Genomic DNA, 22,994 nt, shown 5'->3' on the forward strand with positions numbered 1-22,994 from the left:
AGAGCCAGCCCAAGGCGTTACATCCGGCTGGAGTCTTTTGGCCTGTTAGCTCGTCGCGGCGTTTGATCACGAGGATAGCTACCTCGCCACTTCTCTGGCGCGCTCCTTGCTCCACTTGAGGCCTTCGGTGAACTCGTTTCGTGCTCCGTTTTTATCGATCAGGCTCTGCCACATCTTGGAGGCGTTATTGTAGAATGAAACGGCGTCTTTCTTTTTGCCTCTGGCGGAGGCTGTGTGGCCGAGGTTGCCGTAGAGGTAGGCGAGAGAGCGGCGCAGTTCGTTATCGCGTTTGCCCGCGCCGTCTTCGAGGAGTTGCTGCATCATTTCGGCTGCTTGAGTGCCTAATTTGAGCTCGGTGTCTGAATCTCCCGCGTCACCGGCTAGGCTGGAACGTTGCCATTGAAATCCAGCGAGTCGGTAGAGGGGTTCACTGGCCTTAGGGTTAGCCGCTACGATTTTGTCGGTAATGGCAATGGCGACGTCGAGATTCTTGGCGGCGGCACCGGTTTGACCACGATCGCGCAGTAGCACGGCTCGTAAACCTTTGGTCACCGCGATTTGCATCGAGCATCCAGTCGGAGAGGTATCGGTTGGGTCGAGTCCTTCTAGCAGTTCTTCTGCTTTGGCGAGCTTGCGTTCCCCGGCACTGTCTAATCCCGCGAGCATATCGGCTTCTGCCGCCATGATTTCGATCTCGGCGAGTTTGACTTTAGCAAATTCGAACTGTGGGTTTTTATCTAACAGCCAACGCAGATGGTTGGCTGCTTCTCCACGGAGTCGCACAGCATCGTCTACGCGGTCCAGGCTTTCTGCCAGGGCGGAGGAGTGAAGGATGTTTCTCGCAAGATCAGATCGGATTTCGATGTTGTCCGGAAGAGTCTTGTGGATGCCTTCGAGGTTTTTGATGGCACTGAGAAAATGCTCAAGAGCTTTGGCTGGATCGGTCGCTTCGACAAGGCGGCCATCGATGATTTCCATCGTGGCATTGATCCGTTGGGTCTCGGTAGGATCGGCTGATTTGAGGTTTTTGATCGCGGTACGAGCTTTTGGTAATAACGCGGAGGCAAGTGGTTTGTTGTTCTGATCAAGGGCTTGGATCAGGCAAATCAGACGAGCGCGCGCGATGCGGTATGATTGGTCCGGTTCCTCGACGCCAGATTTTTGAAGTGCAGGAATGGCTTTGTCTAACAGGGTGTCGGCTTCCGAGGGTTTTTGTTGATGAATTTCAAGTTCGGAGAGCTGTAAGATGATGCGAGCGCGGATCGGTTGAAACTGATCCTCTCCCTCGGTGAGCTTGAGGAAGTGGCGTAATTCCCGCTCCATGGCCTCGGCTGCGGTTTTATCAGGACCTGTTTTCCGCAATTCGGGCAGGTCGGTGTTTTTATCCCGCAGCATCCAAGCCAGCAGACGATCGTTGGTGACACCGAGGGCTAACAATTGATCGCGTAGTTTGTTTTCCCGGTTGGCGGCATCCTTGCCGTGGGCAATGGCCTCGGCCTCGGACTTGGCGGCTTGATCGCGTTCTTGGATCAGCTCCTCGATCCGTTGGTCGAGGGCTGCGACATCATTTTTCCGCGAGGATTTTTCAAAGTTGAGCATGCCCGAAAGGATGACGCAGCCAGTGGCCCCTGCACCGGCCAAGAGCATGGCGCTGACCATGCCAAACCGACTGACATTAACTTTCTTGCGAAGGTTGGCTTTTTCTCCGGCTACTCGGGCTTCTTCATCAATGTCCCGCCATGCTTGCAGGACTTCATTGAGGTCGGTGAGTCGATCTTCGGGATTGAGCGAGAGACAGAGCTGGATGACTTCGCGCCTCTTACGTTCGCGGTCGTCGTGAGCTTCTTCCGGCCAGTTTTCAAGTTCGCGGTGTTCCAGACGTTCCGCGAGTTTGATGACGTCCGCCTGGATACCGGTGACGTGGTGTTCTCCCGGTCCGGGTGCGACTTTTTTGAATGTCGCCTCACAGCGGGGAAATTTCCCGGTGAGCATGCGGAACGCGAGCACGGCGAAAGCGTAGGTGTCCCATCCGTAGCCCTTGCCGGAAAGGTATCCCTCCGGGTCACGCAGCTGCTCTGGTGGGGCGTAGAGTAAGGCATCAGTGAATGGCAGCATACCTACACCGGGCATGTGACCCATGGCAAAATCAGTGAGCAGAACGTCGCCGTTAGTTTCAAAGAAGACGTTGCCGGGCTTCAGGTTTCCGTGAGGGATGCGGCGGCCATGCATGCTGGCCAGTGCGTTGGCGATTTTTTCGATCGTGTCCCATGCGTTTTCCTTGGGGTAATCGGCAATGGTTTCCTGCAGTGAACGCGGGGCGATGGTGCCCTGCTCCTCGTCGACATCGGCGAGCATCGGCATGATCATGCAGTTGCTGCCTTGCTGCGATTGTTTCCATTCAATGGGAACCACGCCATCCGGGTAGCTGCCGTTTGTGAGTCGACCAGTGATGTTCTCGATCAACGGGCGGTTTACCGCGAGAGCGTTGAAGACACGCACTGCATACCAAGTGCCAGGATTGGCGTCATTCGCTTCGCGAGCGATGTAGATACTACCGCATGCTCCCTCGCCTACTAGGCCAAGGATTTCGTAACCATCAATTTGCGGCTGCGCCATGATCATATTTTTGCCTGCTATCCTGGGTGTTGGCCAGCCTAACTTTCCTTGGTTCGAGTGTCTAAATAAACGGATGCAATGGGTGAACCTCTCTTGGGTGTCGAACTTGGCCAGTCAGGAAACATGAGTTTTTCCTTAAAATGATGATAGCGTCATCGATTGGAGAGCGTAGAGTAGTGCTAAGAGTCGTTTTTGCACAAATTGACATAATACCATGAAACAGAATCACCCATGCCCCGGAAACCCTTTTGCATCCGATAACTCAAGGCGTGAATTTCTCCACGTCGGTCTGCTCGCAGGCTTGGGGCTGACATTACCCCAGTTTTTGAAAATGGAGGCGCAGGGGGCTCAGAAAACTTATACCTCGAAGGAGGGCGTCGCGAAGTCGGTGATTCAGATCTTTCTCCCCGGTGGCTTGGCCCAGCAGGAGTCGTTTGATCCCAAACCTTATGCCCCCAGTGAATACCGCGGTCCGTTTGGCTCAATCCCTACGAAGTTGAAAGGTGAGCGATTTGGCGAGCACATGAAGGAACTCGCCAAAGTGGCGGATATGATGACTGTGATCAGATCCATGTCTCATGGTGAGGCTGCCCATGAGCGCGGGACTCACAATATGTTCACTGGTTATCGGCCCAGCCCGGCACTCCAGTTTCCTTCGATGGGTTCGGTGGTGTCGCATGAACTTGGACCGAAAAACAACCTGCCTCCGTATGTTTGCGTTCCGAATGTGCCTAACATCTATGCCAACTCGGGCTATTTAAGCTCAGCTTTCGGTCCCTTTGGTCTGGGGGCTGATCCTGCGCAGGGGAATTTCAAAGTTCGTGACTTGAATCTTCCGAATGGAGTCGATGACAAACGTTTCCACCGCCGGAAGTCGATGCTGGAGACTGTTGACGGCCATTTCAGATCGTTGGAAAAGTCGGATGCGCTCGACTCGATGGATTCGTTCTATCAGCACGCGTATAAATTGATTTCCTCCCAAAAGGCCCGAGAAGCATTCGATCTCTCTAAGGAGTCGGATAAAATCAAAGAGATGTATGGTAAGAATCAGGCTGGCCAGCGGATGCTGTTAGCCCGCCGACTTGCCGAGGCCGGTGTTAGATTTATTTCCCTCACTGCAGGTGGCTGGGATCATCACGATAATATTAAAAATGGCATCCAGAAGAATCTGCCGTCCGTTGACAAAGCGGTGGCTGCTTTACTGCAAGACCTGAAGCAGAGAGGTATGTTAGATAATACCTTGGTGCTGCTTACCTCTGAGTTCGGCCGCACTCCGAAAATTAACAAAACCAATGGCCGCGATCACTGGCCACGTGTCTTTTCCGTCATGCTAGCCGGTGGCGGCGTGAAGAGTGGATTGATCTACGGCAAATCCAACGCCCTCGCCGCTGAGCCGGAGGAGGATAAAGTGGGGGTTCAGGATCTGGCCAAGACCGTCTACAATCAAATAGGCATTAACGCCGACAAGGAACTGATGGCACCAGGTGGTCGTCCCATGGAGATCGTTGATGGTGGTGAGGTGCTGAATGATATTTTAGTCTGATTATGATTCGAGCAAAACGCAGAACGCTGGGAGCATTCATCGCTCTGTCCGCGTTATTGATTCCCCTTACGGTGCAGGCATTTACCCCTGTGCTAAACCTCGTGCTGCCGCGTGGCGGGCAGCGGGGCACAGATGTGGAGGTGAATCTTCGTGGCGACCGGATGTATGACCCTCAGGAAATTATTTTCCTCAAGCCCGGCATTACGGTGAAGAGCATCACCAAGGTGAACGATAAGCATGTCAAAGCGGTGCTCACCATTGCCGCAGATGCTGCGCTGGGGGAATATCCGCTGCGCTTGCGCTGCAAAGGAGGTGTGACTTACATGCGCACATTCTTGGTAGGGCAGTTTCCATCGGTTGCCGAGGTAGAATCTAACAATGAATTTGAAAAACCACAAATCGTGCCGTGGAATTCAACGGTGGAGGGAGTAGCCGGTCTGGAGGATGTTGATTATTTCCGAGTCAGTGCCAAGAAAGGACAGCGGATCTCCGTCGAGGTTGAAGGCATGCGCTTGGGCGGTGTCTTTTTTGATCCCTATGTCGCGATTTTAGACAGCCGACGCTTCGAGCTGGCAACATCGGACGACACGCCTTTATTAAGACAGGACTCCTATGCCTCTGTGGTTGCTCCAGCGGATGGCGACTACACCGTGCTTGTCCGGGAGTCATCTTATGAAGGGAATGATAACTGCCGCTACCGTCTTCACATCGGCGGCTTTACTCGACCCGCAGCCGTCTATCCACCGGCCGCCGCACCTGGCCAAGAAACAGTTTTTAAAATGATAGGGGACCCAGCTGGGGACTACGAGGTCAAGGCCACCGTCAGTGGTGCCGAAGGTGATCATTATCCACTTTATGTAACCAGAGACGGACAATCAGCCCCATCTCCAAATCCAGTGCTGGTGAGCGCACTTCCATTTGCCAACGAAAAAGAACCTAACAATGCAGGCAAGGAAGCTGGCGAGACATTAGCTGCTCCATGTGCTTTCCATGGAATTATTGGAAAAAAAGACGACGTCGATTGGTTTCGTTTCAGTGCAAAGAAGGGGCAGAATCTACGCATTCAAGTGCTGGCCAGATCACTGCGCTCGCCGCTCGACAGTGTGCTCATACTCCGTGACGACAAAGGCAAGCAGATCGCGCGCAATGACGATCAAGGGCAACTCGATAGCATCATTGATTTTAAACCGCCAGCCGACGGAGACTACCTCCTCAATGTCCGCGACCAGCTAGGCAATGGAGGCCCAGGCTACGTGTATCGCGTAGAAATAGATCACCGCAAGGCCGCACTCTCCGCTACCTTGCCTGTGGCAGCTCGAAACGACAGTCAGTTGCGTAAAATGATCTGCATCCCACGTGGAAACCGATACGCCACAGTGGTGAATATCGCTCGGTCTAACATCGCCTGTGATGTTTTGTTAGCTGCCGATTCCTTGCCGGCAGGTGTCACCATGAGCCATAGCCCGGCGCCTAAAGCCGCGACCAATTTCCTAGCCTTCTTCGAAGCAACTGCTGACGCACCGATCGCGGGCGGCTTGCATCATTTTTCTGTTCGTGATGCGAAACCAGAGAGTTCGGTCAAAGGTGATCTCAAAGAGGTGATTGATCACATCGAGATCAATAATGTGGGAACGTTCCACAGCACCACGGACAACCGGATCACAGTTGCCGTCATCGAGGAGGCGCCATTCAGTGTCGAGTTGGCATCACCACCGGTTCCAATTGTCCGTAATGGTACAGCGCGACTGCATGTTAAGGTCCATCGTAAAGAGGGATTTGATGCACCGGTGAACGTAGTCCTGCCATGGAAACCCGCCGGTGTTGGATCTCCAACCTCGATTACGATTGCCAAAGATAAAAGCGAAGGATTCTACGACATCAATGCCAATGCCGAGGCGCTGATAGGTAAACATCGCATCTGCGTGATTGCCGAGGCCACCACTAAAATGGGCCCAGTGATGATCGCCTCCGCCCCTGTCGATCTAACGGTCTCCGAGCCGTTCTTGTCCGCAAGCTTTGAAATGGCGTCAACCATACCCGGTAAAAACACTTCGTTGCTCTGCAAAATAGAACACAGCCAGCCATTCGAAGGAGAGGCCCAAGTGATATTGCAGGGACTCCCGCATGGAGTAAAAACCAAACCGACCACTATAAATAGTAATACCAAGGAAATCGTCTTCGACCTTGAAGTGGCAGCCGATGCTCCCAAGGGGAATCACAATACCATTTTCTGCCAAGTCCTGCCGAAGCGAGGTGGTCACGTAATTCCCCATAACACCGGCCACGGTGGAACTCTCCGCATCAATCCTCCGCCACCAGCTCCGAAGGTTGCCAACAAGGCAGCCAAGCCCCCTGAGAAACAAGTCGCCAGCCAAGATAAAAAGCCCGTAGCTAAAAAACCTCTGTCCCGCCTCGAGGAACTTCGACAACGCAACAAATGATATCTCCATCCCATATGAAATACCTCAGAGCACTGTGTCAAACTACGGCTGTTGGTTTTCTAATATCGTCAACGGTAGCTGCCGCTGACGCTCCTGATTTCGTCACGCAGGTTCAGCCGATTCTTGAGCAGAACTGTGTCGCCTGTCATGGAGAAGATAAAGACAAGGGGGCGTTCCGACTCAATACCCGTGCCGGTCTGATCGAAGGTGGCGATACAGACCTCGCGGTGGACCTCAAAAAACCGAAGGAAAGCCTGCTGCTGAAATTGGTTCGGCACGAAGTGGGGCACGATGACATCATGCCTCCTACTGAGGAAAAGGGGAAAGATGGTAAAGTGAGCGGAGGGCCTCCTTTGACGGCTGAGCAGGTAAATGTGTTAGAATCTTGGCTCGTTGCTGGTGCCCCATGGCCGGAGGGTTTGGTGCTTAAGCCGAAACAGCGGAGCCGCAGGGAATCGAATCTTGATCAGCCGGATCCGAATTTATCATCGATCGAGGTCTTTCCTAAGAAGGTGTCCTTGGAAACGAGCACAGACTTTCACCGTTTGATCATCATCGGCCACTATAAGGACGCGAGCACACGTGATGTCACTCCATCTGTGGATATCAAAGTGATCGACCCTAAGTTGATTCGAATCGACGGAACGACACTCTATCCCAAAGCCGATGGCAAAACCTCAATCGAGATAAGTTATCGCGGGAAAAAATCCACCATCGAAGTCAGTGTCATAGATGCAGCTAAAGCTAGACCTGTTAGTTTTCGTCGCGATGTCATGCCGGTGATCACATCATCAGGCTGTAATACAGGATCCTGTCATGGTTCTGCCCGTGGTCAGGATGGATTTAACCTCTCTCTTTTTGGTTACGATCCAGAGGGCGACCATTTCCGTATCACCAAGGAAATGCCTGGTCGCAGACTGAATTTGGCTCTGCCGGAAGATAGTCTGATTTTGACAAAAGCGACGGAGGCCGTGCCTCATACTGGCGGCAAACTATTCGAGAAAGACAGTGATGCTTACCGCGTGATATTGCAGTGGATTAAAGACGGAGCCAAATACGACGGTGGAGAAATTGTCCACCCTGTATCGATCGAAGTCAGACCCAACCAAGCGGTGCTGAAAGGAGTGGGAGAAAAGCTTCCCCTCACCGTCCGTGCCATCTACTCGGACGGTAGCGATCGCGATGTCACCAAGCTAACAACCTTCACAACCAGTAATGACAACTCAGTGGAAATCGATGCCCGCTCAGGTCTGATGACTTCGGCCAAGCGCGGTGAATCATTTCTCATGGGCCGCTTCCAGACCTTCACTGAGGGGATGCAAACCATCGTCATTCCTGAGAACCTCAGCTATACGAAGCCCCAACTGCCCGCGGCAAACTATATCGATGGCCACGTCTACGAGAAGCTCCACAAACTCCGCGTGATTCCATCTGAAGTCTGCGATGACACCGTCTTCGTGCGCCGCGTATACATCGATCTGATCGGACGGCTACCGTCTCCCGAAGACCGTGCTGCTTTCCTTGCAGATACGAATAAAGATAAACGCGCCGCACTCGTCGACAAACTTCTCAACACCAAGGAATTCACAGAAATCTGGGTGATGAAATGGGCTGAGCTGTTGCAAATCCGCACCTTCCAGAATCAGGTCAGTTACAAGGCTGCGTTGCTATATCATAACTGGCTGCGCGAACGCATCGCATCGAACACGCCATTCAATGAAATTGTCCGTGAGTTATTGATGTCGAAAGGCGGAACTTTCTCGACTCCGGCCACGAACTTTTTCCAAGTCGAGCTGGAGACCTTGAAGCTAACAGAAAATGTGGCGCAGGTGTTCATGGGCACCCGCATTCAGTGCGCCCAGTGCCACAACCATCCGTTCGATCGCTGGACGATGGATGACTACTACAGCTTCGCCGCGTTCTTCGCACAGGTGAAACGCAAAAAAGCCGAAGACCCACGTGAGCAGATCATCTATGATGGCAGCGGCCAGATGCAGCACCCGCTGACCAAGCAAAACTCAGTGCCGAAGTTCCTCGGTGGAGAAATCCCGGATACAAACGACAAATCCCGTCGGGAGTTAGTGGCGAACTGGCTGACCACCCCAGAGAACCCTTGGTTTGCTCGGAATGTTTCTAACATTATCTGGTCGCACTTCTTTGGAATTGGAATTGTCGAGCCTGTGGATGACATGCGTATTTCCAACCCTCCTTCGAACCCAGAGCTGCTTGATGATCTGGCAAAGCACTTTGTGGAGTATAACTTCGACCTGAAGCGCTTGGTGCGTGATATTTGCACCTCCCGCACCTACCAACGATCCACCCATGTCAATGAGAGTAACGAGTCCGACACCCGGAACTTTTCCCACGCGAACATCCGCCGCCTCCGAGCCGAGGTGCTGCTTGATGTGGTCTCCCAAGTAACCACCACACCTAACAAGTTCAAAGGTCTGCCCAAAGGTGCCCGTGCAGTTCAGATCGCCGATGGTAATACCTCCACTTATTTCCTTAAAACATTCGGCCGAGCCACTCGCGAGACAGTGTGCTCATGTGAGGTGAAGATGGACCCCAGCCTATCGCAAGCTCTGCACCTACTCAACGGAGACACCACCCACAACCGTATCCGTGGTGGCCAGGTGGTGGTGAACATGCTGAAAGAGAAAAAATCACCTGAGGAAATCATCAAACACCTCTACCTGACATGCCTGAGTAGGCCCCCCACGGATACCGAAATGGGTGGCCTTAAGACCTACCTTGAGGACGCCAAAGACTTCCAAGCCAAACGCGAAGTTCTTGAAGATGTCTTCTGGGCCCTGTTGAACTCAAAAGAATTCATCTTCAATCATTAACAATGCGTTACACTCAGTTCATTGCTTCTTTTTCTTTGGCCGTCGTTACTGCGACTGCTGCACCTAACTATGAGGACGACATTTTCCCGATCTTTGAAAAATCCTGCAACAATTGTCACAACCCGGACAAACAAAAAGGTGACCTGGATCTAACGAGCTACAGCGCCCTGATGCGCGGTGGGTCAGGTGGTAAAGTGGCGGAGCCGGGTGAGGGGGCTGATTCCAAAATTTATGGAGTCATCACACACACCCTGAAACCAAAGATGCCACCGAAAGGTGAAAAGCTATCGAAGAAAGATGCCGATCTGATCAGAGCTTGGATTGATGCCGGTTTGCTTGAAAATAAAACTGGGAAACCGAAGAAAAAGAGCAAGCCATCGTTTTCCATCAGTGCCGCACCATCAGCTGGAAAACCAGATGGCCCGCCGCCGATGCCAAGCCATCTCTTGTTAGAGCCCGTGGTGGAAACTCCGCGTGCCACCGCAGTCACAGACATGGCTGTTAGTCCATGGGCTCCTTTGTTGGCTGTCACCGGCCAACGACAAGTGTTGTTGTACAATACCAGTAATCTGCAGCTTGTGGGTATTCTACCATTCGACTACGGCCAGCCAGCCAGCCTCTCATTTCATGCTTCTGGAAAATACCTACTTGCTGGCGGTGGTGTCGGCGGTAAGTCTGGAACGACAGTTACTTGGGAAATAGAAACGGGAAAACAGATTCTCACCGCCGGTAAGGACTTTGATAGTGTACTCGCCGCATCCTTGCGCGCTGACCTCGGAGGAGTCTCTCTCGGAGGTCCTGGGAAACGTGTCAAACTCTGGAATACCTCCACCGATGAGGAACTTATATCTATCAAGAAGCACACAGACTGGGTGACCCAGCTCAGCTACTCACCGGATGGTGTGTTGTTGGCATCTGGGGGACGTGGAGGAGGAGTCTACGTTTGGGAAGCCGAGACGGGGAACGAATTTTATGAACTGCGCGGTCACAAGGCTGGCATTACTGGCCTTGCCTGGAGGTCTGATTCAAATCTGTTAGCATCAGCCTCGGAGGACGGTGATGTGTTGATTTGGAATATGCAGAACGGTAAACAGGTGAAAAAAATCACAGCACACGGCGGTGGAGTTCTCTCGCTTGATTGGAACAAAAACGGCGGAGGTTTTATGGTCACCAGCGGGCGGGATAAGAAAGTTAAAATATGGAAGCCTGACTTTAACCTCGCCAAGGAACTGCCACCGTTTCCATCCATGGTCACGGAGGTGGTGATCAGTCAGGATGGCAAACGCGTCTTTGCCGCTGATCTCTCTGGAGTCATCACCGTCTGGGATCCCGCCACGGCGAAACAGATAGGAACTATAGCTTCCAATCCACCAAGCATCGCCGCCCGGATCAAACACATCCAAGGTCAATTGGTCTCTTTGCCGGTGAAGGTTGCCGAACTCAAAAAAGCCTTCTCAGAAAAAGAAGCCGCAAGGAATGCTGCCAAAGCAGAGCTCGATAAGGCGGAGCAAGGTCACCGCCAAGCAATCGAACAACATAAAAAACTCATGGCTGAACGTGGCAAACTTGATGCTCAACTCAAAGCTTCCTATGCTAAAATTAAGGAATTCGGCAAAGTCCGTGAGCAGCGGCAGAACGAACTCAAACAGGCTCGCGAGGAGCTGAATAAACACAATACTGCTATCGCTGCCGTCCGCCGTGAAATGCAGCAGGCAGAGACCGAAACACAAAAACTAACAGCGGAGGAAAAGGCACTGGTGGCTCACGAGGAAAAAGCCCGCAAGCTGGCTGAAGCCAAACCGGAAGATGCCCCTGCGCAACAGGCCGCCGCCAAAGCGAAAGCTGACTTGGAAAATCACCGCAAAAAACTCGGCGAGCAGAAAAATCTAACTCAACAGAAGTCAACAGCCTTGGTCCAGCTCACCGAACAGCAGAAGGGGCCGGGAAACAAACTCGCCGAGGCCGAGAAGCATTGGAAACAGGTCAGCGAGCAGTGGCAAGCCATGCACACCAAAATCAAACCCGTGCAAGATCAGCGCAACGGATTGAATCAGCCGATCAACGATGTTTACAAGCAACTCAAAGGCTTTGAGCAAGGAATCAAACCCGCCAAGGAGAAACTCGCAAAAGCCGAAGAAGCGATGAATAAACCCAAAGCGGAATATGAAGCACTACAACGCAGCCTAACAAATAACCAGCGTGAGCTTCACCACTGGCAGGCCGCCGCCGTCAACACGGATGCTCTGCGACTCGGCAAAGAAGCGGAAGACCTCGCCAAACAACATCACAGCAGAATGGACGCTTTCACCGCACTGGCCAAGGAAGTTCAGGAACTCAAAGACCCAGCCAAGCTAAAGGAGAAAACAGCCGAACTCAATAAGCTCCGTCGCGAGATTGATCAGGCTGCGCCTACGGTCATCGAGAAATCGAACCAAGCCAAAGCGAAGCAGCAGGAATACTTAGGGAAACTGAGTGTGGCCGGCGCGAAGTAACATCTGCCCGGTTGGGTGGCGGAGTTATCGCTCTGAGCCACTGTTCACCACACTTACGTCAGGGAGTTCTCCTGATTTAGCGAGGCCCAAGAGCTCGTTATAGGATGTTGCAAATTTAGCGGCATCTGTTGGTGTTGTTGCTCCGAGTTGTCTGATAAGAGTGCTTGTGCGACCTCCGATCCGAGCCCATTCATCAGCTTGTTTCTTGTGGTATTCCTCTTTGAGTTTCATGGCATTGGCCATAACGGTGTTCTTGACGATGGTTGCTGCAAGATAGGCTAGATGCGCATCATGGGCTTTATCTAACTCCAGCCCGCGGTGGACATTCAGTTGGATGCGGGCTTGGAGCAAGCGGCGTATTTTCCCATTGCGCCAGCGGAAATCACGCATGCTGTTCGAGTGCTGATTCATGCTGGCCTCAGAAATTGGTGCGCTGGGTCGATTGGCCACGAGCGAAGTCTGTATCGTATGGATGAGACGAGTATGCAGATTGCTGGCAGTGCTCCAGTCCATGTAAATCCAGCCGCCCCAGGCTTCAGAATAGCGCTGGGCCCAGCCCACACCACCACTCTCAAAAGCTTTTTGCTGATTGATGCGTGCGGGTTTCAGTCTGTACTGCTCTCCGATGTGAAGTTTTTCTAACTCGATCTCTTTCTTCCATGCCTCCAGTTGTTCGGAGACAGTGATGGCTGATGCGCATTGAAGTGACAATGAGGTTGCTGCGAGAACGATAAGTGATGTGGGTAGGGATATTTTCATAGCGGTGGAGGATTATTCCCTCCTTTGACGCTGATATGATGCCGATATGCAGAAAATATCAATCTGTGTGGTCAACGACGCCCTCAAAAATCATGTCCACTTGTCTCGAGCGTATTCGAGTGTATAGCTAAGCACATGCGGCTAACTACCATGGAGAGATTTTTGACTCGTGGGGTGGCGCGTGTTTTGATTTTCACTTCGTCCGTGTTTATGGCGGCGTGTAGTTCGTCTTCATCCGATGGCAGACCGCTGGTGAAGTATTCTGTGGAAAAGGATGTGGTCTATACGCCAGTCGACTGGCCTGAGGCGATGATGGCGGATGTCTATCGGCCAGATGTTAACGCTCCCTCGCCAGCCGTGTTGCTGATTCATGGTGGCAGCTGGGCCGAGAACGATAACCGTTACCAGATGACAGGACTTGCCAAGAAACTGGCGAAACGTGGATACCTGGTGGTGAATGCGACTTATCGACTGGCTCCAAAATGGAACTATCCGGCTCCGGTGGATGATCTACGGCAAGCGCTGCGCTGGATGAGAGACAATGCAAAGCAGCTGAATATCGATCCCAGCCGCATGGCTCTCTATGGTTACTCAGCGGGAGGGCATCTGGCAGAAATGGTCGGGTTTAAGGCTCCGCCGAAGGGTGTGGGTATTCGGGGCATTGTCGCCGGTGCTACGCCGCAAGATCTAACACTTGATCCCGATTTTCCCGTGGTTCCAGTTTTTATCGGCACCTCGTTCAAGGAGGATTCAGAATTATATCGGAGAGCGTCTCCGCTGAATAATGTCACGCCCGACTGTCCGCCGCTTTTTATCTATCAGGGAACTAGAGATAAACTGGTGCCACCGGAGCATACCTACCGTCTCATTCCGGAATTGGACAAAAATAAAGTCCGCTACACAATCCACTGGGTCAAGGGACGTGGGCACATCACCACTTTTCTATTCCCCGGCGATGCTGTCACCGAGGCAATCAGATTCCTCGATCAGGAGTTGATGCAGTAGAGCTAGTCTTTCCTCTCGTCAGTATCGCTATGACCCAAGTTACGTTGCGGTGCGATGTGATCTCGGATGATCTGTTTCAGCTCTTTCATTTCTGGGAAACCGCCTTCTTGTTTGCGATCCCAGAGCATTACTCCGTCTGACCTAACAAAAAAACCACCGCTGATCTCGGATGGTTTTAATGTCACCGAGCCGAGTTCCGTTTCAAAGGTAGTTAGCAGTTCCTGAGCGGTCCATGCTGCGCGTAACAGCCAGCGGCAGCCGGTGCAGTATTCAATTTCAACAGCAGGTTTCATTCGTTGATCCGTTATCCTTTCCAGTTCTCAGCGCGTCTTTGGAAGTCGGCTTCCAAGCGGAGGTGTTTGCCGGTAAGACTTTGTCGGATGCCAGCTTCCCATGGATCGAGGGCATGGTTGGAGCCTGATTGTTTGGTCAGTTGTGCGAGGTCGTTGAAGCTGATGCTTCTGCCGGCGTAGGCTTTCGGATTGGTGGCGTATTTGGCGACGTCGTTCACGAATCCGTTGATTAAAGCTAGGCTGTTGAGGAGGTCTCCGATGGTGATTTTACCGAAACGATCAAGCGCCTGGGCGAGAATGACTTTTTCCTGTCGTGATGGACGAGCGTCTAACAATACAAGGCTCTCGCTGACATGTCGCACTGCTTCTAGCAGTTTGGCGGAAATGTGTGACGATGAGAGAAGTTTGGAAAGATGGTTGTTCAGTGAGTTGACACTGCCCCAGATCGGGAGGTCGATGTAGATGTCAAACAGCTGGCTGCAGAAGTTACGCCCAAATTTCTCCACAGTGAAAGATGGGATGTCCTTGGGACATAAGTTTGGCTGTAGCGCAAACATCGCACTGAGCTGAGTGAGGATCGGCTGCATCAGGGTTTTATAACCGGGGAATGTGCGGCCCCGACCATCGATCTTGGCGTTGTCGGCTCGTTCGATGTAGCTGTGAACGGCTTTTTCAATCGGGTCGTCAGACTGAATGGCACTCGCTGGCTTGAGCGCATAGAGGATGGTGAGTTGGTCGAAACTGGCGTAGGACAGAGCCTTGGCACCGAGTTTTTGGATCAACTGCCAGGCACACTGCTGGGCTTCACGCAGGTCATCACCACCGGCAGTTTCTGATGGATGGTGATCGATGGCTTTGAGTTGCAGTGTGTTGTTAGACTCGAAAAATTGAACCACATCCGGAGACGGTCTGTTCACGCCTCCTTCACCATCGTATGACTTGAGCTCACCGTAATAGCCTAGGATGAGTTTGGCATAACGCGGGTCTGGGTTCGGTTGGCCTCCGCGATTGAGGTAACGGTCGGCCAGCGAGTCTGAGTAAGGATTTGCTCCGATGGCAAGGTTGGCGATGGCTTGTTTGCAGCAGATGTCCGCGGTCGGGGTGACCAAAAGCGGCAACGCGGCATCCTTGCAGACTCGTTTGAGTTCGGCGATGAAGAGATCGACAATCGATGAGAATGAATCGAGATCGATATTGCCGTCGGGTGATTTATTCGATGAGAGGTATTTCGCACGGACGGTAGTTTCCTGCTGTTGTAAATCCCGGATGACAAAGGGCATGGCTCCACCGGGGACACCAGCGGCGCAAAGCTGCTCTTTCAGATCCTGAGGAATTTCCGCATCCTTCCTGTCCGGGCGTGCACCCCACAGCTGATTGGTTTTCTTGGTTAGGAGATCGTAGCTGGCTTGGTCCTTGATCAGCTGAGGCGCTACGGTGGCGAGTGTGTGGTGGGACGATCCGCCGGAGAGAACACCCTCTACAGTCTCGATCGTTTGGACGCCGAGCTCAATGGCTCGCGCGATGGCAGCTGATGAGTTTTCCGTATTGGTGGAGTGGCAGTGGAGAGTGAGTGGGATTCCGGCGGGTTTGAGAATTGATAATAAAGCCGGAACTAACGTCGAAACCCGTTCCGCAGTGAGTTGACCTGACATGTCCTTGATGCCGATCGCATTATATCCAGCTGCGATGAGTTCCTTGGTGTAGTTGCAGAAATATTCGTCGGTGTAGCGATCTGGGGAGTCAGCGTAGTGCGTGAAGCAGAAGGCTCCCTCTAACACGACACCGTTGGCTGCTTTGATCGAGTCCGGTAGTTTCAGGTTATCGATGTCATTCAGTGCGTCAAAAAAGCGAATCTTGGTGATGCCGTTTTTGATGAATTCCTTGAGGGTGATTTCCAGAAGATCTTTATCGTAGTGACGGAATCCTAGGGCGTTCGCACCGCGGAAAAGCATCTGCAATTCGAACTTCTGCAGACCAGATGATTCCGTGAGGGCATGGCTGACGGCTCCTAAGATGGTAAAAGGGTTGTATCCTCGGCTGATGGCGATCTGGAAGCTCTGGCCACCGGCAATTTCCGCCCCCTTGAATCCTGCTTTCGCAGAAGCGGCAATGACTTTGGCAAAATCACGAGGTTCAAAAATCCAATCCGCAGCGTCCAAGGTCGACTGCTGCCCGTCACGTAATGTCAGGTTGATCAACTTCGGGGATAAAGTATCGCTCATATGAAACAGCATTCGGAAATCACCGCTCGGGCGCAAGTGTTATCTGTGACGTTAAAGCACTCCAGAATTTTGGAATAGAGTCTGAGGGAGGCTCTCTTACTTATATATGAAAGCAACGTATCAAAATATCGGCACTCTGGCGGCGATGACAGGTGCGGCCTTGCTCTTCGTTTCATGCGGCCGGGTCTCCGATGGCGGGGAGGTGAATATTTCCGAATCCGAGTTAAGAGAAAAACTGACGCCCATGCAATATCGGGTGACTCAGCGTGACGCCACCGAACCAGCTTTCAAAAATGCCTACTGGGATAACAAACGAGAGGGGATCTACGTTTCTATCGTCAGTGGCGAGCCCCTGTTTAGCTCGAAGGACAAGTATGTCTCCGGAACCGGTTGGCCAAGTTTCACCAAGCCTATTTCCAAGTCCGCGATCAAAGAAAAGCGCGATGGCTTCAGAACGGAAATCAGATCAGTCAAGGCGGACACCCATCTGGGGCATGTTTTCAATGACGGTCCGGAGCCTACTGGGTTACGTTACTGCATGAACTCGGCAGCTCTACGCTTTATTCCGGCTGAGAATCTTGATAAAGAAGGTTTCAGCGAGTTGGCCCAAACTTTTAAAACCAAAGAACCATGAAAAAAATCATACCCTTAATACTAGCAGCCCTGATGCTGCCGAGTGCTCTTTATGCCAAGGAAAAGAAGGCGGTCTTCGCTGCCGGATGTTTCTGGTGCATGGAGGAGATTTATGAAAAACTGCCAGGCGTGAGCAATGTGGTCTCCGGCTACACAGGCGGTGACGAAAAGAACCCGACTTATGAACAAGTGAGTGCAGGGCAGACAGGTCACGCAGAAGCGGTCGAGATCACCTATGATGATGAGAAGATCGATTTGAAGACTTTGCTGAAGTACTTCTGGGACAGCCACGATGCCACTAACGCCCGCGGCGTAGCTCCCGACTTCGGACGGCATTATCGGTCAGAGCTATACTATGCCAATGCCGCGGATCAGTGGACCATGGAGCAATCAAAAATCGCCCACGCCAAAGAACTCGGTAAAAAAGTGGCTACACAGATCGTGCCGCTGAAGAAGTTCTGGAAGGCAGAGGAATACCATCAGGACTACGCAAAGAAAAATCCAAACGATCCCTACATTCGGAATGTTTCCGTGCCGCGTGCCAATAAGGCGCTGGGAAAGTAGGAGCAGGCTGGTCGGATCAAAAAATCTGGTTGGTCATAGCGCTAGTGGCCGCCATCTCCGCCGTAGCGGTTGGGGTGAAGCGGTATCTTGCCGGAAACTAAACTCTGCCCTCTAGATTACTTCTGCCATCGGCGAATCTAGAGATTAGAATGCAATGGTTCCCGGATGATGTTCACTATAGAGTTTCTAGGGGCATCGATTTAGTTTCCAAGACAGATACCGAGTGCACGGGCTGTGTCTACCATCTCACCGCTAGGGTCTACCTTTCGTAGTTGGTGCACGGCGTCGGCTATTGGCACCGAGCCAACATGGTAGGCTTGGTAGCTGACCATGCGGCCGTATTCACCGGCTTTGATCATTTTGACAGCTTTGACTCCAAAACGAGCACCGAGAATACGGTCGATCGAAGTAGGTGAGCCACCACGTTGAAGGTGACCCAGCACGCAGCAGCGTGTGTCTTTGCCGGTGAGGGGTTCAATCTGGTCGGCCACGATTTTGCCTACACCACCGAGTGCTATTTCGCTGGCAGTGGTGTCTCCAGTGGTGACTAGTTTTCCACCTTTGAGACTGGCTCCCTCAGCCACTACGATCAAGGTGCTTCGTTTACCTTCTTTCTCCCGCTGATTGATAAAATCGGCGACTTTATTTAGATCGAATTCAATTTCAGGAAGCAGAATCACCTGAGCGCCACCTCCGATGCCTCCCCAGAGTGCAATCCAGCCAGCGTGTCGGCCCATGACCTCGAGCACCATCACGCGCTTGTGACTTTGACCAGTGGTTTGAAGCCGGTCTAAAGCGTCCACAACGGTGGTGACGGCGCTATCGAAACCAAAGGTCATGGCTGTGGCTTGGAGGTCATTATCGATAGTCTTGGGTACGCCCACTACGTTGAAGCCTTCCTCGTTCATCTGCAGAGCCGTGGTCAGCGAACCATCGCCACCAATCACGATCAGGGCTTCGACGCCGAGATGTTTTAGATTATCACGCGCAGCAGACATGATTTCCTCAGGGATCTTGGCGACGTCGCCGACGCCGACTTTGGCTGCAAAATTACCTTTATTCGTGGTTCCGAGAATGGTGCCGCCGAGCTTACCGATGCCTATGGTGTCGTCTGGCGTCAGCTTGATATAGTCGCCGCCTTCGGGTAGTAAGCCCTCAAAGCCGTCAATGAATCCATACACTTCCCAGCCCAGCTTGTCGGCAGCTCCCACTACACCGCTAATTACTGAGTTCAGCCCTGGGCAATCGCCTCCACTATTCAATACGCCTATTTTCATCTTTCTAAATTGATTTGATCCTTTCACTGCTCTTATGGAGCACATGGCCGCAAAGTAGAGAACTTTCACGAACTTGCAATAGGGGAATCAATGACGCTAGGTCGATTATAGTGAAGAAATAGACAACTCTCAGTGTGTTGGATTTGCACGTGGGGAAATCTGCGAGATAATAGCCTTCTTATTATGCATGTGATCAAACTGCTCAGCCCGTTCGCTTTTGCCACTTCCAGTCTCATTCTAACAGCAGGCGAGGCGTCTGTGCCGGCTTCCTATCCGGTGTCACCGCAGTGGGTGCCATCGCTTGGAATGGGATACCTGCACCAGTTGGATGCGGATGTGGATAGCGGCGGCTCATTTTCTGTCGATCGTGCGAATTTTGATTTTGGCATGACTCGGGTTTACGGACCGGGGAAAATGGCGGGTGTCTCGATCGGTTACGGTTACCACGACTATCACTTTGAAAATATGGCAGTCAATCCGTGGAATGAAGTGCATTCGTTGTCTCTGGCATTCCCTGTTAGGTGGGAGCTGGATGATCGCTGGAGTCTCTTTGCTCTGCCTTCTGCGCGAGCCAACTTTGAAAACGGCGCAGATATTTCTGACAGTGTGACTGGCGGAATGCTAGCGGGTGCGACGTATAAATTTAGCGACCGACTCAGCATCGGGCCAGGGATAGGTATGAGTTCCGAACTCGAAGACACCTTTAACGTTTTCCCAATTCTGTTGATCCGATGGAAGATATCAGATGACCTCGTGCTCCAGACCTCTGGTAGCCAAGGTGCAAGCCAGGGGCCAGGTCTAGCACTCACTTGGCAAGCTGCAGAGAAGTGGAAATTCAGTCTGGGTGCTCGCTATGAAAGACTTCGTTTTCGTCTCGATGACGACGGTGCCAATCCTGATGGAGTGGGGGAGGAAAAAGGGCTGCCTGTTTACCTCGGTGTCAGCTATCAGATTAGCAAAGACTCGGAGCTCTCATTCTACACAGGTGTGAAATTCGCCGCATCACTGGAGGTGGATAACTCCACCGGAGATTCCGTTTACAAAAGCGATCACGATGCGGCTCCGTTTGTTGGCCTGAGCTGGAATGCTAAGTTTTAACTAAGGCGACTCGTTGATGCTGATCGCGTAAAAGTAAAATTGACTATAGAAAATAATTTGAACGATGGTGTATGTTGGCTGATAAATTGTCTGCAACGTTATCGTTCTAATCAACATGATTTCCCGCCCTCGAATCCTGAAAATCATAGCCCCCCTGGGTATCATCAGCAGTTTCACCCCAGCCGTCTTGGCTAATGAATCAGAGGTGAGCTATGGTCGAGACATCCGTCCCATTCTTTCTGATAAATGTTTTTTCTGCCATGGTCCGGACCCTGAAACCCGCGAAGAGGGGCTGCGTCTGGATATACGTGAGGAGGCACTCAAGGGCAAAGCCTTCGTCCCAGGTCATCCTGAAAAAAGCGCACTGATTAAGCTCATCAATACCACGGACGAGGAAAAGATCATGCCTCCTCCGAAGAGCCATAAGAAGCTCAGCGAAAGGGAGAAGAAGTTACTCAGTGATTGGATTAAGGCCGGTGCAGAATATGAACCTCATTGGGCATATCAGCCGCTCGAAATGCATAAGAGCGACGATAAAGAGAGCATCGACTCCCTAGTAGAAAACCGGCTCAAGAAAAAGGGGATGTCCTTCTCTGAGCCCGCTCCCGCCGCCACCTTGCTACGCCGACTTCACTTTGATCTCACTGGTCTTCCCCCGACACCTGCGGAAGTTGTCGCATTTACCGAGGCACACAAAAAAGATCCGCAACAAGCAGTCAAGGATACCGCTGAAAAGCTGTTAGCCTCTCCTCACTTTGGCGAGAGAATGGCGGTGAAGTGGTTAGACGCTGTGCGTTACGCGGATACCGTGGGTTATCATGGCGACCAATCACGAGATGCTTCCCCATTCCGTGACTACGTCATTAACTCTTTCAATAAAGATTTGCCGTATGATCAGTTCATTATTGAGCAAATAGCAGGAGACTTGCTGCCCGATGCCACGCTGACTCAGCAAGTGGCGGCTGCCTACAATCGCATCAACCAAATATCCGAAGAAGGAGGTATTCAAGATGAAGAATACATCGCAAAATATCAGGCCGAGCGCGTCCGGACCACTTCCGCTGCATTCCTTGGTTCCACCCTCGCCTGTGCCGAGTGCCACGATCATAAATTTGATCCGTTTACCGCGAAGGATTTCTATTCTTTCGCCGCGTATTTCTCCGATATCCTTGAAAAAGGAGCATGGAACAATAACGGGAGCTATCAGGAAGACATCAAGAAATACAAAAAAGAAGGTGTTCTCTTCAGTAATTACGGTCCTTATCTCAAGGTCCCGGATCAGGCATCTGGGGAGTCATATGCTCAGATCGAAAAGCGTCTAGCCGATCTCAGCAATACCCATTTGAAGGCATATCCAAACTCAGAAAATGCGTTTCAAGCATGGCTGACGGGCCTTCGTCAAAAACCTGAGAAGGCAAACGCAGTCGACGTCCCATTCATCACCAGCACCCTCGCCAGCAAATCTCAGGTCAAAGCCAGAAAATCCAACGCTACTTTTTCCTACACAACCGCCGATCAGGGGCCGGTCCGATCCGGTAGCCACTCGCGAAAGCAGGCCTCCAAAGGAAGTTTGACCCAGCATATTTTCACACCCGCAGAGCCGATCCAGATCAAGGCTGGAGAAATGCTTTACGCTTGGGTTTATCTCGATCCAAAATCTCCCCCTGGCAGTGTCATGCTGCAGTTCTACAAGGAAAATGAGGGGTGGGACCACCGTGCCTACTGGGGCGAGAATACCATCCCATACGGAAAATTCGATGGCGGAGCGGCTTATCACAAGGCCGGATCATTGCCTCAACTTGGGAACTGGGTAAGGCTTGAGGTTTCGCCCAAAGACTTGGGCCTTCAGCCTGGCACTCGTGTCACTCAATTAGCCTACACCCAAGACAAAGGCACCGTCTACTGGGGCAGTGCCGGGAAAAAAGTTTCCGATCAGGCAAGGATCCTAGCTAACATGCCTGCCGATATCCGTAAGCTCATCAATGACCCGAAAAGCGGAAATACGCTTAGAGGGAAAGCCGATCTCTATCAATATTTCCTCATCTCCACACCTGCGAAAACTCAGCAACAAAAAGAGATACAAGCACTACACGCAAAGACTTCTCAGACCACTGCCAAATTCCGCCAGGTTCCAGCTACCATTTCCGCCAAACGTCGAGTTGTTAGATTGCTGCCTCGTGGAAACTGGACAGATAAGTCTGGCCCCATCGTCCAGCCTGCCCCGCCTGAGTTCCTAACCAATGGGAAAAAAATTGGCACCTCTCGTCTCGATCTCGCTCGCTGGATCGCATCCCCGGACAATCCGCTCACCGCGCGGGTGTTTGTCAATCGGGTGTGGAGCCAGTTTTTTGGCACCGGACTCTCCAAGAGCGATGGTGACTTCGGCTTGCAGGGTGAGTATCCTAGTAATCCTGAGTTGTTAGACTGGCTCGCCGCCGAGTTCATCAGCAACGATTGGAGCGTCAAAGAACTCGTTAGGACAATTGTAAGATCGAAGACTTATCAGCAGAGCAGCACACCGGGTGGAGAATTCATCAAGCGCGATCCAAAGAATCGCCTACTCGCCAGACAGACCCAGCTCCGTCTTCCTGCCGAGCTTGTTAGGGATAACGCACTTGCCGTATCTGGTTTACTTAATCCCGAAATTGGTGGTGCCAGCGTCTACCCATACCAGCCAGCTGGTTACTACCAGCACCTGAACTTCCCCAAGCGGCAATACCCCACCAGCTATGGGAAAGACCTCTACCGCCGCGGCATCTACACCCATTGGCAGCGCAGCTTTTTGCATCCGATGATGAAGAACTTTGATGCCCCAAGCCGCGAAGAATGCACCACTGGCAGATCTGAGGCAAACACCCCCTTGCAGGCGCTGACGCTTCTGAATGACCCGACATTCACAGAGGCGGCTCGCGCACTAGCCACAAAACTTCTGCTGCAAAGCAAGGAAGACCTCGTGCAGCGTGCGATGATGCACAGTCTCAGCAGAAAGGCCACCGAGGCGGAATTCAAGATTCTCAGTGAGCTTTATCACACAGAACTGAAGCGCTTTCAAGCTGACCCGAAGGCAGCGGCAGATTTCATCTCCATCGGAAAATCGCCTGTAGCCAAGGATATCCCCGCTGCAGAGCTGGCAGCAGCCACTTCGCTCACCCGCACTATCCTGAACCTTCACGAGACGATTACTCGCTACTAATATAATTGTACT

At 52.1% G+C, this 22,994-nt stretch carries 14 protein-coding genes; 9 read left to right on the forward strand and 5 right to left on the reverse strand.

What is annotated here, in order from left to right:
- Positions 1–78: 78 nt before the first annotated feature.
- A complete protein-coding gene (locus ACSPJT_RS14145) occupies positions 79–2,616 on the reverse strand; it encodes a protein kinase domain-containing protein (RefSeq protein WP_435893212.1) in 2,538 nt (845 codons plus the stop codon).
- Positions 2,617–2,830: 214 nt separating this feature from the next.
- Here ACSPJT_RS14145 and ACSPJT_RS14150 point away from each other — a divergent pair, with 214 nt between their 5' ends.
- From ACSPJT_RS14150 to ACSPJT_RS14165, 4 genes are read left to right on the forward strand one after another with little or no spacing between them, the layout of a single operon-like run.
- Positions 2,831–4,159: a DUF1501 domain-containing protein gene (locus tag ACSPJT_RS14150; RefSeq protein WP_435893213.1), complete on the forward strand. Its 1,329-nt coding sequence runs from the start codon at positions 2,831–2,833 to the stop codon at positions 4,157–4,159.
- A 2-nt stretch (positions 4,160–4,161) separates the two neighbouring features.
- Positions 4,162–6,600: a PPC domain-containing protein gene (locus tag ACSPJT_RS14155; RefSeq protein ID WP_435893214.1), complete on the forward strand. Its 2,439-nt coding sequence runs from the start codon at positions 4,162–4,164 to the stop codon at positions 6,598–6,600.
- Between the two features lie 14 nt (positions 6,601–6,614).
- On the forward strand, positions 6,615–9,446 hold the full coding sequence (locus ACSPJT_RS14160) for a PSD1 and planctomycete cytochrome C domain-containing protein (protein ID WP_435893215.1): 2,832 nt from the start codon (positions 6,615–6,617) through the stop codon (positions 9,444–9,446).
- A gap of 2 nt (positions 9,447–9,448) precedes the next feature.
- Positions 9,449–11,938 carry a c-type cytochrome domain-containing protein gene (locus tag ACSPJT_RS14165; RefSeq protein WP_435893216.1) on the forward strand — a complete coding sequence of 830 codons (2,490 nt, stop codon included), beginning with the start codon at positions 9,449–9,451 and terminating at the stop codon, positions 11,936–11,938.
- Between the two features lie 24 nt (positions 11,939–11,962).
- Here ACSPJT_RS14165 and ACSPJT_RS14170 read toward each other — a convergent pair whose 3' ends face one another.
- The gene (locus ACSPJT_RS14170) at positions 11,963–12,697 is read right to left on the reverse strand and encodes a hypothetical protein (RefSeq protein ID WP_435893217.1); all 735 of its coding nucleotides are present in this window, start codon (positions 12,695–12,697) and stop codon (positions 11,963–11,965) included.
- Positions 12,698–12,847: 150 nt separating this feature from the next.
- Between ACSPJT_RS14170 and ACSPJT_RS14175 the strand changes: the two genes are divergently transcribed.
- Positions 12,848–13,702 (forward strand): alpha/beta hydrolase fold domain-containing protein, encoded by an 855-nt coding sequence (locus tag ACSPJT_RS14175; protein ID WP_435893218.1) that lies wholly within the window; start codon positions 12,848–12,850, stop codon positions 13,700–13,702.
- A 2-nt stretch (positions 13,703–13,704) separates the two neighbouring features.
- Here the strand turns inward: ACSPJT_RS14175 and ACSPJT_RS14180 are convergent, their stop codons facing one another.
- Both ACSPJT_RS14180 and ACSPJT_RS14185 read right to left on the reverse strand, forming a co-directional pair.
- Entirely contained in the window at positions 13,705–13,995 is a 291-nt protein-coding gene (locus ACSPJT_RS14180) for a SelT/SelW/SelH family protein (RefSeq protein ID WP_435893219.1), read from the reverse strand.
- Positions 13,996–14,006: 11 nt separating this feature from the next.
- A complete protein-coding gene (locus ACSPJT_RS14185) occupies positions 14,007–16,217 on the reverse strand; it encodes a hypothetical protein (RefSeq protein ID WP_435893220.1) in 2,211 nt (736 codons plus the stop codon).
- Between the two features lie 106 nt (positions 16,218–16,323).
- Between ACSPJT_RS14185 and msrB the strand changes: the two genes are divergently transcribed.
- Complete coding sequence (msrB, locus tag ACSPJT_RS14190; RefSeq protein ID WP_435893221.1) at positions 16,324–16,851, forward strand: peptide-methionine (R)-S-oxide reductase MsrB; 528 nt, start codon at positions 16,324–16,326, stop codon at positions 16,849–16,851.
- Positions 16,848–17,414: a peptide-methionine (S)-S-oxide reductase MsrA gene (gene msrA, locus ACSPJT_RS14195; RefSeq protein ID WP_435893222.1), complete on the forward strand. Its 567-nt coding sequence runs from the start codon at positions 16,848–16,850 to the stop codon at positions 17,412–17,414. Before msrB ends, msrA begins: the two co-directional genes overlap by 4 nt.
- Positions 17,415–17,614: 200 nt before the next feature.
- On the opposite strand, the gene ACSPJT_RS14200 is transcribed toward msrA, so the two are convergent.
- Positions 17,615–18,691, reverse strand: coding sequence for a 6-phosphofructokinase (locus tag ACSPJT_RS14200; RefSeq protein WP_435893223.1), 1,077 nt, complete (start codon positions 18,689–18,691; stop codon positions 17,615–17,617).
- A 183-nt stretch (positions 18,692–18,874) separates the two neighbouring features.
- Here ACSPJT_RS14200 and ACSPJT_RS14205 point away from each other — a divergent pair, with 183 nt between their 5' ends.
- Positions 18,875–19,789 carry a DUF6268 family outer membrane beta-barrel protein gene (locus tag ACSPJT_RS14205; RefSeq protein WP_435893224.1) on the forward strand — a complete coding sequence of 305 codons (915 nt, stop codon included), beginning with the start codon at positions 18,875–18,877 and terminating at the stop codon, positions 19,787–19,789.
- Between the two features lie 115 nt (positions 19,790–19,904).
- Positions 19,905–22,982, forward strand: a complete 3,078-nt coding sequence (locus tag ACSPJT_RS14210) for a PSD1 and planctomycete cytochrome C domain-containing protein (protein WP_435893225.1) — start codon at positions 19,905–19,907, stop codon at positions 22,980–22,982.
- The last annotated feature ends 12 nt before the right edge of the window (positions 22,983–22,994 follow it).

It is taken from the genome of Oceaniferula spumae (assembly GCF_042849255.1).
GTDB lineage: Bacteria > Verrucomicrobiota > Verrucomicrobiia > Verrucomicrobiales > Akkermansiaceae > Oceaniferula > Oceaniferula spumae.